Genomic DNA, 16,765 nt, shown 5'->3' with positions numbered 1-16,765 from the left:
TAAGCCATGGATTATTGCTCACCAAAAGCAAAACTATTCGAAATAATTCAACTCTGAGGTTATAAACCTAAGGCAACAAATTGAATCCTCCTTTGGTAAGAATCACTGTATTGGCATCAAATGAAGCATTTGGTAAAAGCTCTATCATCCCATCGCTTTCCAAGCCTGTCACCACCGGGACTTTTTCCAGTCTATATCCAGCTTCAGACTTTTCCCGTTGTACCAGCACATAGCTTTCTCCTTCCGACACCACCACAGCAGTGACCGGAACAACCCAAGCTTCTTTTGGATCCTGAATTAATTTCGCCTCCAAGAACATTCCTGGAAAAAGTAAAGCTTCCTCTTTTTCATCCGGCAAATGCGCATGCACATTGATCTGACGCTCATTATTGATCGACTGACCTACGACAAATACTTCAGCTTCCAAGGTCTTGCCTGGAAGATCTGGAATGGTAACGAGTACTTTTTGACCTTTATGGATATTTGCAGCATCTTTTTCGAACACCACCAATTCTATATGCAAATGCTCTTTACTGATAATAGTCATTGCTTTCCCCCCCACCGACAAAAATGAGCCCTGCACCAAATGAATCCCATCAACAAAACCTGCAATTGGTGATAAAACGGGAACTTTAGAACGAATATTCTCTGGCTTCAACTGATCAGCGTTGATATTAATTAAAGCCAATTGACGTTTCAAGCTTTCTGCCTTGGCTTTGGTAGCCTGAAAATCAGCTTCAGCTTTAAGGAAGTTTTTCTGTGAAGCGATTTTCTCCCCAAATAAGGTCTCTTGTCGTTCGTATTCTGCTTTTAGGTAATTCAGTTGACTGCTTGTCTCCAAATAATCCTGCTGCAAACGGATGAAGTCTGTGTTTTCCAAGTAGAAAAGCACTTCTCCTTTTCTTACAGGCTCACCTTCGAGTTTATTCAAACCACTTACGTAGCCACCGAAATAAGCCGAAATCTCCTGAATACCCTCTACCGGAACTTTTACCATGCCTTGCACGGAAATTCCCTCTGAAAACTCCTCGAGTTTAGGACTTCCCCAAGTCATTTTCATCGTCTCAAATTGCTTCTGCGAGACAGTAATGAAAGGTCCTGAAGTTGTTCCCGCCTCCACTTCCACTCCTTCGGATTCGGATGTACCAGATCCTGTGCATTGAAAGAAAAACAAGCTACTCGCCAAAAGGGAAGCAGAAAAGATTGATTTTAAGGTGTGATTCTTCATCAGTTCAGAAGGTAGTTGATTTCCAAAATAGTTTGTTGATAAGCAAATTTGCTCTGCAGGTATTGCAAGGTGATCGTCCTAGAGTTCTCCATTAACTGCACATACTGGAGAAAATCAATTTCTCCCTCTTGATAGGATCTCCGGGCCTGTTCTAGGATCTGAAGCGAAAGCGTTTTGCCTTCTTCCTCGTAATAGGTAATCACTCGGATGTTCTGATCCAGCTTTCTGTGCAATTGCTGAGCACGGTTTTCCAGCTGGTTTCTGTATTGCTCCGCTTCCAATTGGATCTTTTGCTGCTGGAATTCACTGCTTTGCACATTTGCTTTTTGAGCTCCATAAAAGAGCGGAATTGACAATCCCGCCTGAAAGCCAGGGTAGACTTTAGCATTCGCTCCTGGGTTTGTCCCGCGAAACACATCCAAGTTAATGTCAGGGAGAAGCTTTCGCTTTTCGGTCTGAATCTGATACCCGGATTGAGTCACAGCACTTTCATAATAGGCCACGCCTGGGTGTGAGGACCAGTCCTGCATCAAAGAAGTATCAAAATCAATCGCTTCCTCAGCGAGCACCAACTCGCCCTCCCAATTCAGTAGAAGCTTCAACTCATCCATGGCCATCAGGTAATTCTCGTTGGCCTCAGATTTCTTCAGACTGATCTCCTGACGCTTTCCTTCAGCAGTCAGCTTCTCCAGGTAATTGCTTTCTCCGGTTTCAAATTTTCGCGAGGCAGCTCGGGAAAACTCCGCATAAAGTGAATCTAAGTAGTCGTAGTTTTGGATCAAATCCTGCCAATACCTCACTTCAATGAAGCCTTTGCTTATTTGACCTTCCAGCTTTCTTTTTTGCAACTCAAACTGACTGAGCTGCATCTCGGCCCCTGCTTCCAAGGCGTTTTTCTGAGCGCCATAAAGCGTAGGAAAAGCAAGGGTTTGACTTATCCCCCACTTTCTGTTGTAAACCCCGTTTTCAGCGATGTCATTTTTATCTTCGGAATAATACACATTAGTCTTATCCAGATTCCAGCCTTGGCCGATCTTGGCATTCGCCATCTCCAGGGATTTGTTGGCAGCCTGAAGGTTGAGATTTTGCTCCATCCCTATTTCAATTGCCCGTTCCAATGTCATCGGAGTTTCCTGCCCAGTAGCAGAAAAAGAAAACACTGAAATCAGTACCAAGGAAGCCAAGACTTTTTTGGAAGTAGATGAGGAACCTCCTGTTTTAGTTTTGAATAAAACGTACAATACAGGAAGTACAATTAGGGTTAGGAAGGTGGCTGAAATCAGACCTCCAACTACCACCGTTGCTAGTGGACGCTGAACTTCTGCTCCTGCGGAATTGGAGATTGCCATTGGCAAAAAGCCAAGTGCAGCCGCTGAGGCAGTAAGCAAAACCGGTCTCAACCGCTCTTTGGCTCCTCTAATCACCAAGTCTTTGATATTGGTATAATGTGATTCCATGGATTTGAAATGTTCGATAAGTACGATTCCATTCAGTACGGCTATACCGAAAAGTGCGATAAATCCTACACCTGCAGAAATACTGAATGGCATGTCCCGCGCCCAAAGCAAAAGCACTCCTCCTATGGCAGAAAGTGGAATGGCCGAGTAAATCATCAGCGCGTCCCTTGAAGACGAAAAAGCAAAATATAAGAGAATGAAAATCAGGAGAAGCGCCACTGGAACAGCAACCATGAGTCTGTTTCTGGCTTTCTGAAGGTTTTCAAACTGCCCCCCATAATCCACCAGATAGCCTTCCGGCAACTCAATCTGATTATTTACAATAGCCTGAATATCATCTACTACAGATTGTAAGTCACGATTTCGCACATTCACGCCGATTACTACTCGGCGTTGGGTATTATCCCGGGAGATTTTCGCAGGTCCTTTAGTATAGCTGATAGTCGCTAATTCTGAAAGAGGTACAGAACCCCCATTGGGAAGCTGAATGGAAGCTTGTTCCAGATTTTTGATATCCTTGCGGAAAGGCTCCGCAAATCTCACCACCAGGTCAAATTGCTTTTCACCTTCGAAAACCGTCCCAGCCGTCATCCCCGCAAATCCCATAGTAACGACTTCATTCAGGTCTGAAATATTCAATCCAAACTTGGCAATTTTACCACGGTTGTATTCGATTTTCATTTGTGGTAAACCATCCACTTTTTCCAGAATAATATCCGCTGCACCTTCTACACCCTGTATTGCAGCTTCGATTTCCTGAGCTGTAGAAAGCAACACATCCAAGTCTTCCCCAAAAACTTTGATCGCCAAATCAGCTCGCACACCTGTGATCAATTCATTGAATCGCATCTCTATGGGCTGGGTAAATTCATATTCCATTCCTGGAATCACTTCCAGCGCTTCTTTGAATTTCTCTGCCAACTCATCTTTGGTTTCCACAGTAGTCCATTCCGAACGGGGCTTCAATGTCACGATTACATCACTTTCTTCCATGGACATGGGATCAGTCGGGATTTCCGCCGCACCAATCCTAGTCACTACCTGCTTTACCTCAGGAAATTGTTTGAGAATGTTTTCAATCTCCGTGATCGTTTCCACTGTATTGGTGAGCGTAGTTCCAGTTTTCAAAAATGGCTGAATCACAAAATCCCCCTCATCCAGTGTAGGCACAAATTCGGACCCCATGGTGGCAAAAATCATGATTGCTCCCACCAAAAGGCCAAAAGCAGAAATCAGTACTACTTTGGTATGATCCAAGGCCCAGGTAATCGCTGGTTCATACACCTTGTTTATTGCATTAATAATTCGTGTAGAAATATTCTTTGGGCCCGGAGGAGTGGTCTTTAGGAATAGGGCTGAAACGACTGGAACATAAGTCAATCCCAAAATCATAGCGCCAACCAAAGCAAAGGAAAACACTTCCGCCATAGGTCGGAACATTTTTCCCTCCACCCCGGTAAGTGATAAAATCGGGATAAATACGATGATGATAATGATCTGTCCAAAAATGGCAGAATGCATCATTTTCGAAGCTCCATTGAAGGATATTTCATCCTTTGCTTGCTGCTTTTTGAGGGCAGAAACTCCAGCAAGTTGGTGATCGGCACGGGTAAATTGATAGGCAATGTATTCCACAATAATCACCGCTCCATCGATGATAATCCCGAAGTCAATCGCCCCCAAACTCATCAGGTTGGCATCTACACCGAAGAGATACATCATGGACAGGGCAAAAAGTAACGCCAATGGAATCACGGAGGCAACTACCAATCCCGACCTGAGATTACCAAGCAACAATACCACCACAAAGACTACAATCAAGCAACCTAGAATCAGATTTTCCGCAATTGTAAAAGTGGTTCTTCCTATTAGTTCAGAACGATCTAGAAACCCGTTTATCACCACACCTTCAGGAAGAGAGTTCTTCATTTCTTCCAAGCGTTCTTTCACACGGTCTATGGTCCCTTTGGAATCAGCACCTTTCAGCATCATCACCTGACCAAGCACTTTTTCTCCTTCTCCGTTTGCTGTGATAGCACCAAATCTATTCGCATGGCCAAACCCCACTTCAGCAATATCCTTTATATAAACTGGCGCGCCGTTTCTTACTTCGACTACTATATTCCCAATATCTTCTAAACTGGAAACGAGGCCTTCACCACGAATGAAAAAGCTTTCATTGGTCTTTTCAATATAGCCACCACCTGCGATAGAGTTATTTTTTTCCATGGCATGAAACACATCAGCGATGTCGATTTGCATGCCTTTCAATCGCTCAGGGTTGATCGCAACTTCGTATTGCTTAAGGAATCCTCCCCAAGTATTTACTTCTACAACACCTTCGATTCCAGAAAGCTGCCTTCTGACTACCCAATCCTGAATAGTTCTAAGATCTGTCGTGCTATACTCATTTTCGTAGCCAGGTTCTACATCGATCACATATTGATAAATCTCACCGAGACCAGTAGAAATAGGCCCCATTGTCGGAGTCCCAAAGCCAGCCGGAATACTTTTTTCAGCCATTTTGATCCGCTCAGCGATCAACTGTCTCGGGAGGTAAGTCCCCATTTTATCTTCGAATACAATGGTAACTACTGACAATCCAAACTTAGAAACGGAACGGATTTCTATGATACCAGGGAGATTGGCCATTTCCAACTCCACTGGGTAGGTCAGGTATTTTTCTACATCCTCCGTCGCAAGATTTCGAGAGGTGGTAATCACCTGTACTTGATTTGTAGTCACATCTGGGACTGCTCCTATGGGAAGATTGCTCAGCGCAAAAACCCCAAAACCTATCCAGGCGGCTATAAAAATGAATATGATGAGCTTATGCCCTATGCTCCATTGAATGATTCTATCTAACATACGGGAGGTAATAATTGAATCACAAAAATGTACTATTACCTTCTCAATGCCCTAAAAACTCTCTTAAGATTGCCTTAAACTTGATTACTAAAAAATCAATCTGAAGATGCTTCCTCTACCTTTTTCACTTTCTACCTCCACTTGTATTTCGGATTCGAGAGCGAGTTTTTTTACTATTGCAAGACCTAGGCCTGTGCCTGGAACCGCGGCGCCAGTTTCATCAAGTTCCCTATAAAATGGATCAAAAATCTTTGCTAAAGAATCACTTGTAATACCTTTCCCTTCATCTTTTACCAAAATAAATGGAGCCCCTTCATGACTTCCTACTTGCATAATAATTTTAGAAGAGGAGGAAGAGTATTTGATGGCATTTTGTAGGAGATTGTTCAAAATCATCTGAAGTGACTTTTCATTGACAAGCCGGAAAATCGGTTTAGAAAGGTTTGTTTCAAATAGGATTTCTCGACCAGACTCCTCTGCTGATTGCTGTGCAAAAGCTTGTGTAAACGAAGTTAACTCAACCTCATCCCGCACCATTTTCCCTTTTCCAACTCTAGCCAGAGAAAGCAATTGATCGATCATCTCTGACATGCGATCTATGCTTTCTAAAGCCAATTTGACTTTTTCCACATACTCCTCGGAAGTTCTTGGCTTGCGAATAAGCACTTCTAATGTCCCCCGCATCACTGCCAAGGGAGTTCTCAACTCATGCGATGCATCTGAGGTGAATTGCTTCTCCCGAGTCAAAGCTTGCTCCAATCTAGCCAGCAAATCATTTATCGATCTGGTAAGCTGGGCAATCTCATCATTGGGTTCGGCTACAGGAATTCTCTCATTTAAATTGCTCTGCGAAATAAGATTGGTCTTCTGAATGATTTTTTGAATAGGCTGGATACTTTTCCCTGCTAGAAACCTCATCGACAAAAACAGGGAAATGAGTATACCGGGATAAAGTATGAGTAGGATATTTCTAAGGTTGGTAAGCAACTGCCTGGCATCCTCAAAAGACTTTGCCACCAACATAAACCCCTCTCTTTTCCCCGCATGATTAAGGGGGATTTGCATCTGTCGAACTTCCCTGCCACCGGTTTTTAAAGTCCAGGCTTCATTTTTCTCTCTTTTATCTCCAGAGAAACTCAGGTGATTCTCACCAAGATTCGGCGATTTATCCATGGAATTTCCCTGCATATCTACAATCTCAATGAAAATCGGATTGAGCTGAATCTGGCTATGCTCCTGCTCCTGCCACTCATCCTTGTGCACAAAACGAATCTCGCCATCCACCAGGAAAATCTGCCCTACGTGCTTATCGGTCTCCAGCTTGAGCTCACGATCTATACTTTGGACCACAGTAAAATCCACCACCAAATAGATAATCGCAAACACAACCAATACGATCATGGCTGTGACTAAAGTTAACCTACTCGCTATGCGTTCCTTATATGAAATAATCATAAATCCTTCGCAATATATCCTACCCCACGGATAGTCTGAATGTAATCTTCATTGGTGGTAAAGTGGAGCTTTTTCCGGAGGGAATTCATAAAAACGTCAATCACACCTGTATTATACTCGAAGTGAATATCCCAAACATCCTCGATAATTTGGGTGCGTCGGCAAACCTGATTCTTGTTTTTCATCAGGTATTCCAGCAAAGAAAATTCTTTTTGTGTCAGCTGAATCTCTTCTTCATTCTTAAAAACTTGATGCCTGTCCGTAAAAAGAGTAATTGGTCCAAGGACATATTTTTCTTCAGAAACCACCTTTGTTCTCAATTGTACCCGTATTCGCTCCAATAATTCGTCGAAATGAAAGGGTTTCTTGATGTAATCGTTCGCTCCGGATTGCAAACCAGTAATGGTCTCATCTACGGTGTCTTTTGCCGTAAGAAAAATAACAGGGGTACTTGGAAATTGCTTTCGAAATTCGCGACAAACTTCAACACCACTTTTTAAGGGTAGCATCCAATCCAAAAGCAACAGGTCATAATCACCGCTTAGCGCAAGCTGAAGTCCTTTGTCTCCGTTTTCAGCTATATCCACCGCATAGGATTCTTCTTCCAAGCCTTGTTTTAAGAAACTGGAGATTCCTGGTTCATCTTCTACAACTAAGATTCGCATGATCGAATGTATTTTAACCACCAAGAGCACAAAGCTTACCCACAGGTCACTTCTGATTTCTCCTTTGTGATTGATTTTGCTCCGCAAAAGTTACAAAATCAATCTATGTCAAGTAATTCTATTGCTTAAGATTGTCTTAAAGTTTTTCCAATAGCTCTATAATTGGTATTTATAGAGCGACGACTGAGGATCATTATTGGCGATTCCCCCTTTTTTAAAGGGGAAAATGGGATTTTCAAAATATCAATCCCCACATTACATCCAGCTTCTGAAGGTGCAGGAAAATATTAAGTAGCGCCCTCAGCGAAACCTCCGTGCACACCGTGGTAAAAAATAAAAAAGACCTTCCATTCTCAGAAGGTCTTCAATAGCTTATGCCATTTCAGCAACTCTTGGTTGAGCCGGCTTTTTCTTGGATGGTTTTTTCTTTCGCTTATTCCACCAGATCAAGGTTCCTGTAATTGGAAGCGAGGTTGCAATCAAACAAGCTACAAACCATAGAAATTTCGAAAATTGACCAAAGATATCTCCTACATGCAGGGATTTTACAGATCGTCCCACCTGCTGACGCCATGGCAAATCTGAAAATAAATTGGCCTCTGTCACCGATAAATCTGCAGCTGATAGTTTCAATTGATCTGCACCTGCTCTGGCAAAAAAACCTGTTCTATACTTACTTACAGAGATAGGATCAGAAGGTTTTGAAGGTAATGAAACTCGGATATTTCCGGGGTAAGGAAGCTCTGTGTTAGTTTTTGCAAAAATATCCTCCAAGGACAAAACCTGAGCAACAGCACTTTCAATCTCCGCTTCTTTTCGAGGCTCATTTCCTCCACGCCCTTCTGCTCCTCTTCCGCCACCAGCAGCCTGACCTTTGGCAGGGGGCTCCTGATAGATATCCCAAGTCTTTTGCCATCCTTCTCTATACCATTCATAGGACCAGAAAGGACCGGTAGCTCCCATAATAAAAAGAAAGATCAGTGAATAAAATGCCAGTGTATTATGAAGGTCATGATTTACACGCTTCCAGTTAGCCGACCATTTGATTTTTAATCCTTGCTTCCAGCTTTTCACTTTATTAGGCACCCAGATCACAATTCCAGTAATTACACCAAGGAGAAAGAGCAAGGTTGCCACACCATTAATAAACCTGCCCAGGTCACGATTACCCATACTTTCCAAAATGGGTTCCTCTATCCTATCCAGCAACAACCATCTGTGAAGACTGAACATATAGCCCATAAATTCCGAAGTAGCAGTTTTATCCGAACTGTTACCCAAAATCTCTGCTGTATATGGATTTACATAGAAAGTACTTCCTCTACCCTCTTCCCCCTCTTTTTTCAAAGTAAACTGTACACTGCGATCTGCATCTTCATTCCACATCAATCCCACGACGTTGGACGCAGAGTTGGCTTCAACCGCGCTTTTCAATTCATCTGCAGACAAACGGTCACCGGCTTGCTCCACAAAGTATAGTTCTGAATCCATGAACTCCCGGATTTCAGTATTGTACACATAAATAGTACCGCTAAGACACACTGCAATCACTACCAATCCGGAAATCAATCCGGCGTACAGGTGAACTTGATCAAAAATATTACGGATACTTTTCCAGGCAGAAGTTTTTTTTGCTTGCATAAAATGGTGCGTTCTAAGGAAGTAAGTCTTGATTCTGTGGCAAAAATAAAAAAAGAATTTTATTATTTAGATTTAATCTAAAGAAAACACAAGAATATTTTTCAGGATTTATCTCCTAAAGGCAAGCAATTGAGATAACCTAAGTCACAAGGCAATGCTTTTTTTATACTCAAACTTCCTTAAACATTTACATTCCTGATTTACAAGGCTTTATTAAGGAGCGAATTTAGTTACATGAGCGACAAGTAAGTTCAAACCCTGTTTTTAATTTTTTATCAAAAAAAATTGTCATTTATGTTCATTATAAAACCACTAATTGATAATTTGACAGCATATATCAGATTTTATTGATTTTTTTTAACCACATATTTAAAAAACTATCAATTCTATCAAAGCAGTTATCAACTGAATCATCCATGTCAGATAAAGAAATAATCGAACGAGAATTAGTTGAAAGGATTAAAAATGATGATGAATCAGCTTTCATTGAAGTTTATGATCTTTTCTGGAAAAAGCTATTCAACTTTGGCTTCAAGAAACTCGGTAAGAAAGAAATAGTTGAAGGCATTGTTCAGGAAGTATTTATTGATTTTTGGTCAAAAAGGAGAAAACTGGAAATCCACACCTCTCTCACCTCATATTTATTCACCTCGGTAAATTACCGTATCATAAACCAATACAAGTCGCAAAGCATCCGGGATAAGTTTACCGAAAAGGAAAAATCCAAAGGAGAACAAAAAACTTCATCAGCAGAAGAAAAAATTCTTTACAACGACCTGAAATCCAATATCAAAAAGGTGGTAGGCGGATTTCCTCCCCAACGTCAAAAAGTTTATAAACTTCGATTCAACAAAGGGCTAAGCTATAATGAGATCGCCCAAAACCTGGAAATATCCGTGAGCACAGTGGAGAAGCATCTCATGAGAGCCTTGAAAGATCTTCGCATTAGCCTTAGAGAACACACCACGGCTGTTTTATTTTATGTTGGTTTAGATCCACTTTTTGAATTACTGATGCCAGTATTTATCCCCTAGCCTATTCCTTTGAAGACAGCCCAAACGCTATCATTTTTAGATTTTTCTAGCCAAAAACCGCAAAAGGTACTTTTGTAAAAAATATTACATCAGGGTACTATTTTTACCTAAGCAGCACCAAAAAATGTATTTTTTTAAAAAACTTGGTTTTTTTTTCACTTGTGAATAGAGGATAATTATGTGTGAATTGACATATATAGTATAACACGAAATTCATGATGGAAAACAATTCCAAAATATTTCAAGATGAAAATTCAGAGTCTAACACAACTCATGAATCGAACTATTTAGACCAACTAGATGAGGCAGAACAACAGGCTCTGAGAAAGAGAATACTAGTAGGAATAAAGTCAGGAATCAGAAGACGAGAGGAAAAAGCCATACAACAAAGGAAAATACTTCACTTTTCAAAAATTGCTGCTTCGTTTTTACTTCTAATTGCACTAAGCTTTGGACTATGGCACGCGGTAAAACAAGAAGTGATACTATATAAAACAGGATCAAACGAAACGTTGAAAATCACCTTACCTGATGGATCTACCGCTTTACTAAATTCCAACTCATTACTTTCCTATAGCTATAGTTGGATAAATGGTTTTGAAAGAAAAGTGGATTTAATCGGTGAGGCATATTTTGACATTGCAAAAAATGACGACATAAAAAGATTTCTGATCAATGAAGGTAAAGTAATAGAGGTTGAAGTCTTTGGAACTGAATTTAACTTTAAAAACCAACACCCTATTCACAAACTGACACTAATTGAAGGAAGTGTGAAACTGGGATATCAGGGAGAAGAAGGTGAGACAAATCGAATGGTATTACCAGGAGAAACAATAAAACTGAACCTAGAGAAGAATCATATAGAAAGTAAAACAGTCCCTGACCCTCTAAGACTTCTTGCCTGGCAGGATCGTAAGCTTCGCATGCAAAACGAAAGCCTAGAAGACATCCTGGGAGTGGTGACTGAATTATATGATTTGGAATTAATTGATCAAAAAATACCACCGACCAACCAACTTATTTCAGGAAGCTTACCGCTAACCGATAATCCCAATGAAGTGATCAATAATATCGAAGTGCTTTTCAATACAAAAATCAACCTTGACAAAAATTTAATCAGAATACAATAGAATACCGCTTGCCTTTCGGCCGGATCGCAAGCAAACCGAATACCATAGAAAATTAAGTTCGAGCAAAAGCTTTAGGCCTAAAACCCAAAGCTCAAAAAGTGCACTAGTGAATCCTAGGTAGTAACCATACCCAAGGGATTGAATGATCAGCAATTAGCCCAAAATAAACGCGAGTAATCATTCTAACCACTAACCTATTCATCTATGCTCATCAAATTTACCCGTTATCTATTGGTTGCCGGGGTAACAGGAGTGCTGGCACTCCCAATCTCTGCACAAGGCCAAAATCTCACACAATTCGCTAAAGGTCCAACTTTTAACGTGAAGTCGGAAAATAAAAACCTAGAATCAACGCTCAAAGAACTCGAAGATCTTTATGCTATTTCTATAGCCTACCCTACTTCAATTGTTGATCCTTACACAAAAATTCCTGCAGCTATAAATTCGAAGCTTACTGCGGAAGAAAATTTACAACGTATCCTGAAAGGAAGTCAGATAAATTTCAGAAAAGGTGCTGGAGACTTTTACATGTTAGAATCCTCACAAACTCAAGCACCCATAGCACCTGCAAACAACTTTAGCTATCAAATACCCACTGCTACTGTTCAGAATATTGAAAGAACCATTAAAGGTGTTGTATTAGACGATGATCAAGTTCCCATTCCTGGAGCCAGTATTTTGATCAAAGGAACGATGAACGGAACTGTCACTGATATAGATGGGAAATTCTCACTCACATTGACTGACGAAACAGAAGATCCTATCCTTATGGTATCATTTATTGGGTTTACCACTCAGGAAATAACAGTGGGGTCAACATCAATGTTCACCATCGAATTAGCATCATCTGATTTAGCACTAAATGAAGTAGTAGTAACGGCTTTTGGACTGGAAAGAGATAAAAAAGCCTTAGGCTATTCCACTCAAAGCGTAGATGGTAGTGCTCTCACTGAATCACGTCCTTCTAATGTGGCAAACAGCCTCTCTGGTAGAGTCGCCGGAGTACAAGTGACAGGCAACTCTATGCCTGGAAGTGGTGCACATGTAGTTATTAGAGGCTCATCCTCTGTGGCGGGTAATAATCAACCACTTGTTGTAGTAGATGGAGTACCGCTGGAGCAGACCTCCAGCAGGCAATACGGAAATGGACTTTCTGAAATCAGCCCTGACAACATCAAGGAAATGACTATCCTAAAAGGCGCTACAGCTGCCGCATTGTATGGCTCACGTGCTGCAAACGGTGTCATCATGGTCACTACTAAAAACGGAGCTGGTTCGAAAGGGATAGGTATAGAGTTCAATAGCAATATGACTATGGACAATCCCTTAGTTAAACCAAATTTTCAGAATACGTATGGCGGAGGTTCCGGTTATAGAACTTGGTATGTAGACGGAAGAAACGGTTTTGATGCGGATGGGATAAGAGGCACCGCGGGTGTAGATGAAAGCTGGGGAGCCCCAATGGATGGCAGTTTAGTTCCTCTTTGGTATTCAGCTCCCGAACGCGTTCCATTGCTTCCACAGCCTAACAACTGGGAAGATTTTTGGGAGACTGGGCAAAGCGTAACAAATACAATCGCACTTTCCGGAGGAAATGACCAAGGAAGCTTTCGGGTAGCAATTGGAAGATTAGATCAGACAAGTATCATGGCTGACAATGATTACTACCGAAACAACTTCAAACTGAACACTTCTTATAAGTTCGTCCCTAAACTTCAAATGAGTGTAAATGCAGAATATATAAAATCAGGATCAGACAATAGAGGTTTTACAGGTAGCCAGGACTTTATCTGGGCCCACAGACATACGGATTACACCAAGCTGAAAAACTGGGAAGATTACTATGATATCCAAAGACAAACCTTCCGACCAGGAGACGATTACCCTTATGCTAACTGGCAACATGAATACTTTTCAAATCCCTTTTTCAACCAGAAGTATCTACCTAGCTCTAATGAAAAAGATCGCCTAGTAGGTAGTATCGCACTAAATTATGACATCAATGAGCATTTCAGCATCATGGCAAGGTCAGGAACTGATTACTGGTCTGATACGCGCATAAATATCAACAGCGCTGAAAGTTTCAAAAACAATGTCAAAAGATTTGGCTCCTACACTGAATCCGTTCTAAACAGTCAGGAAACCAATAGTGATGTTATCTTGACATTTGACAAAGACTTGTTTCCAAGACTTTCCTTGAAAATCCAAGCTGGAGCAAACAATAGAGTAAATAACTACAAAAGCACTTCGGTGAATGTAGGACAGCTCACGATAGATGGGCTTTACAACTTAGGCAATTACGCTAGCCCGGTCACGCCATCTAGCACCATCAGAAAACAAGTAGTGAATAGTGTCTTCGGGTCCGCCCAATTTGGATTCAACAATTACCTATTCCTTGATGTAACGGGTCGAAACGATTGGTCTAGTACTTTACCGACTAACAACAACTCATTCTTCTATCCATCGGTGGCGTTGAGTGCTGTTTTGACAGATATTTTCAATGTTCAGTCAGACATTCTATCCTTTGCAAAAATAAGAGGGAGTATAGCACAAGTTGGTAATGACGCCGATCCATACCTCCTAAATCAAGTTTATTCGTCAGAAGGACTGTGGGCAGGCACCACCCCTACCTATGCTGAATCTAATGAAATAGCTAATAGAACATTAAAACCTGAAATCACCACTGGAAAAGAGGTAGGCTTAGATTTGAGGTTTTTTGAAGGAAGAGCCGGCATTGATTTCACTTATTACCATCAATCTACTGTCAATCAAATCTTAGCAGTATCTATCTCTACAGCTTCAGGGTATTCCAGCCAAATTCTTAATGCAGGTGAGATCACAAACCAAGGGATAGAACTGACAATTAATGCTACTCCAATCAATACTGCATCCGGATTTAGCTGGTATTCCGCATTCAATTTTGCGAGAAACAGGAATAAGGTGGTTGAACTAGCTGAAGGTTTGGAAAACTACATTTTAGCAACTCAAAACTCATTGACGTCCGAAGCAAGAGTGGGTCAGCCATATGGTACGCTTTATGGAAGAAGATATGAGCGCAGTCCAGAAGGAGAAATCATCTATAACAATGGCCTGCCAGTTTTGGAAAGCGGAACTCACATTTTAGGCAATATACAGCCCGACTGGATCGGTGGATGGAGCAACTCATTCGCTTACAAAGGACTTGAGCTCAACATGTTGATTGACATGAAAATGGGCGGAGATATTTTCGATGTAGGAACTGGTCTTGCCAGAAAAACAGGACAATATGCTGAAACTGCTATTGGTAGAGAAGAAGGTGTAATAGGCCAAGGTGTCAAGAATATAGGCACTTCAGAAGAACCAGTTTATGTACCAAATGATGTCATTGCTAGCGCGGGAACATTCTGGAATTCCCAAAATCCGAGAACGTACCACGAATCGGGAATTTTTGACGGGACTTATGTAAAACTCCGTGAACTGTCTGTGGGATATGTATTCCCAAAAAACTTCCTGGGCAATAAGTTCATACAAACAATGAAGCTATCATTTGTAGGAAGAAATCTGGCGATGCTATATAAAAACCATCCCCACATGGATCCAGAAGTTGATGACAAAGGTGGGAACGGTCAAGGGTTTTCTTATGGAGAAATGCCCTCTACCCGAAATCTGGGATTCAATCTTCACGTGACATTCTGATCTAATTCTCTACCTATAAAGAACTTATCATGAAATCAAACATGACTCAGACGTCATCAACAGACATTATTATTTACCATGTGAGATTCCATGTGGCCAAAAACATCAAATAATAAACACATGAAAAGACTATATAAATCAACCATCGCCATACTTCTTCTCTCTTTTGGTACGCTTTCGTCCTGCACCAAGGATTTTGAAGAAATCAACACCGACCCTAACAATCCTGTCTCTATTTCCCCTTCTCTACTTCTGCCAAATGCCATACAAGTAGTAGTAGACAGATACTGGGGGCACAGCACCCGATACCAGAGACTGAATATAGATGCCGCTATGTGCTGGATCCAACATCTATCCAGAAACATCTATATCAATGCAGAAGGAGACAGCTATGAAATACCACTTACCATTTCTTCAGGCACCTGGAATAGTATATATAATGAATCGCTGATCAATTTCGAACGGGTTAAATCCTTAACGGCCGCCGGAGCAGAATATGAAAATGCCAACTACTTAGGAATAGCAATGACAATGCAATCCTTCTCATTTGCATACCTGACGGATGTATTTGGCCCAATACCCTATTCTGAATCCCTAAAAGGAACAGCAGAAGAAGCCATTAACTCTCCTGCATACGATTCAATGGAGGAAGTTTATGCTGGAATTTTAGCTGATTTAATGGAGGCGAACGATCTCCTTTCCACATCGGGACCAGCTGTTGTTGGAGACATCCTCTTTAATGGGGATATCATGAAATGGAAACGTTTTACGAATTCCCTCGCTTTGAGAATGGCAAACCGACAGGCAGCTAAAAAACCTGCAGAATCTAGTGCTATTATGACTCAGATTCTATCTGATCCTGTAAAATACCCAATTATCGAAAACAACGCCCAAGCGGCCGAACTAACTCATTTCGATGTAATTGGAAGCAGAAACAAAATGTTTGATGTATTCTCAACTCGCTCAGACTGGAATATCAGTACTACACTCATCAACAAGCTACTTGAACTTGATGACGAAAGAATCACTGTTTATGCGCAACCATTGGACGATGGTACCTATGCTGGATTGCCAAATGGACTTACAGATGCAGCAGCTGGCACCTTCAACGCTTCGCGAATTGGACTAAAATATTTGGACCCTACGGCTCCTAGTGTACTAATGACCTATGCTGAGGTGGAATTCATCAAAGCAGAGGCTGCATTAGATGGGGATATAGAAGGTGATGCCTCAGCATTTCTTGAAAGCGCGATCAAAGCATCATTCCATCAGCAAGGTCTAACCATGCCAAGTGATTACATGAGCCGAATAGGCGGAGTAACCAAAGAGAGTATCATGACTCAAAAATGGATTGCTCTTTTCGGGCAGGGAGTTGAAGCATGGAATGAATATCGTCGTACAGGCTATCCAGTGATGTCTGCTCCCCATCCTAGCTCGGTCTTTTCCAACGAAGGTGTACTGCCTACCCGAATCGAATACCCTACTTCAGAATACTCCCTTAATAAGACTAATCTGGACGAAGGTGTCAGCAAACTTGGCGGATCTGACAACATGAGAACTCCACTTTGGTGGGTAGAATAACCAAATCAACCTCTAATCATTCAATTCAATT

The 16,765-nt window shown here is 41.4% G+C and carries 9 protein-coding genes; 4 read left to right on the top strand and 5 right to left on the bottom strand.

Features of this window, described 5'->3' with window-relative positions:
* Positions 1 to 67 precede the first annotated feature (67 nt).
* The 5 genes from QOL76_RS15860 to QOL76_RS15840 form a co-directional block, all read right to left on the bottom strand.
* Positions 68 to 1,228: an efflux RND transporter periplasmic adaptor subunit gene (locus tag QOL76_RS15860; RefSeq protein WP_283413953.1), complete on the bottom strand. Its 1,161-nt coding sequence runs from the start codon at positions 1,226 to 1,228 to the stop codon at positions 68 to 70.
* Entirely contained in the window at positions 1,228 to 5,553 is a 4,326-nt protein-coding gene (locus QOL76_RS15855; RefSeq protein WP_283413952.1) for a CusA/CzcA family heavy metal efflux RND transporter, read from the bottom strand. The genes QOL76_RS15860 and QOL76_RS15855 overlap by 1 nt, the downstream gene beginning before the upstream one ends.
* 87 nt (positions 5,554 to 5,640) lie before the next feature.
* Positions 5,641 to 7,008 carry a sensor histidine kinase gene (locus tag QOL76_RS15850; RefSeq protein ID WP_283413951.1) on the bottom strand — a complete coding sequence of 456 codons (1,368 nt, stop codon included), beginning with the start codon at positions 7,006 to 7,008 and terminating at the stop codon, positions 5,641 to 5,643.
* Positions 7,005 to 7,673 (bottom strand): response regulator transcription factor, encoded by a 669-nt coding sequence (locus tag QOL76_RS15845; RefSeq protein ID WP_283413950.1) that lies wholly within the window; start codon positions 7,671 to 7,673, stop codon positions 7,005 to 7,007. Before QOL76_RS15845 ends, QOL76_RS15850 begins: the two co-directional genes overlap by 4 nt.
* Positions 7,674 to 8,045: 372 nt before the next feature.
* Entirely contained in the window at positions 8,046 to 9,314 is a 1,269-nt protein-coding gene (locus QOL76_RS15840; RefSeq protein ID WP_283413949.1) for a PepSY-associated TM helix domain-containing protein, read from the bottom strand.
* Between the two features lie 416 nt (positions 9,315 to 9,730).
* Between QOL76_RS15840 and QOL76_RS15835 the strand changes: the two genes are divergently transcribed.
* From QOL76_RS15835 to QOL76_RS15820, 4 genes are all read left to right on the top strand, one after another.
* A complete protein-coding gene (locus QOL76_RS15835; protein WP_283413948.1) occupies positions 9,731 to 10,348 on the top strand; it encodes an RNA polymerase sigma factor in 618 nt (205 codons plus the stop codon).
* Positions 10,349 to 10,563: 215 nt separating this feature from the next.
* Positions 10,564 to 11,478, top strand: coding sequence for a FecR family protein (locus tag QOL76_RS15830; protein WP_283413947.1), 915 nt, complete (start codon positions 10,564 to 10,566; stop codon positions 11,476 to 11,478).
* A 204-nt stretch (positions 11,479 to 11,682) separates the two neighbouring features.
* Positions 11,683 to 15,153: a SusC/RagA family TonB-linked outer membrane protein gene (locus tag QOL76_RS15825; protein ID WP_283413946.1), complete on the top strand. Its 3,471-nt coding sequence runs from the start codon at positions 11,683 to 11,685 to the stop codon at positions 15,151 to 15,153.
* A 120-nt stretch (positions 15,154 to 15,273) separates the two neighbouring features.
* On the top strand, positions 15,274 to 16,734 hold the full coding sequence (locus tag QOL76_RS15820; protein WP_283413945.1) for a SusD/RagB family nutrient-binding outer membrane lipoprotein: 1,461 nt from the start codon (positions 15,274 to 15,276) through the stop codon (positions 16,732 to 16,734).
* Positions 16,735 to 16,765 lie beyond the last annotated feature (31 nt).

Source organism: Algoriphagus winogradskyi, from assembly GCF_900182815.1.
In the GTDB taxonomy this organism is placed as follows: Bacteria; Bacteroidota; Bacteroidia; order Cytophagales; family Cyclobacteriaceae; genus Algoriphagus; species Algoriphagus winogradskyi.
Note: the sequence above shows the minus strand (reverse complement) of the source record. Positions and strands in the feature narration are given on the sequence as shown.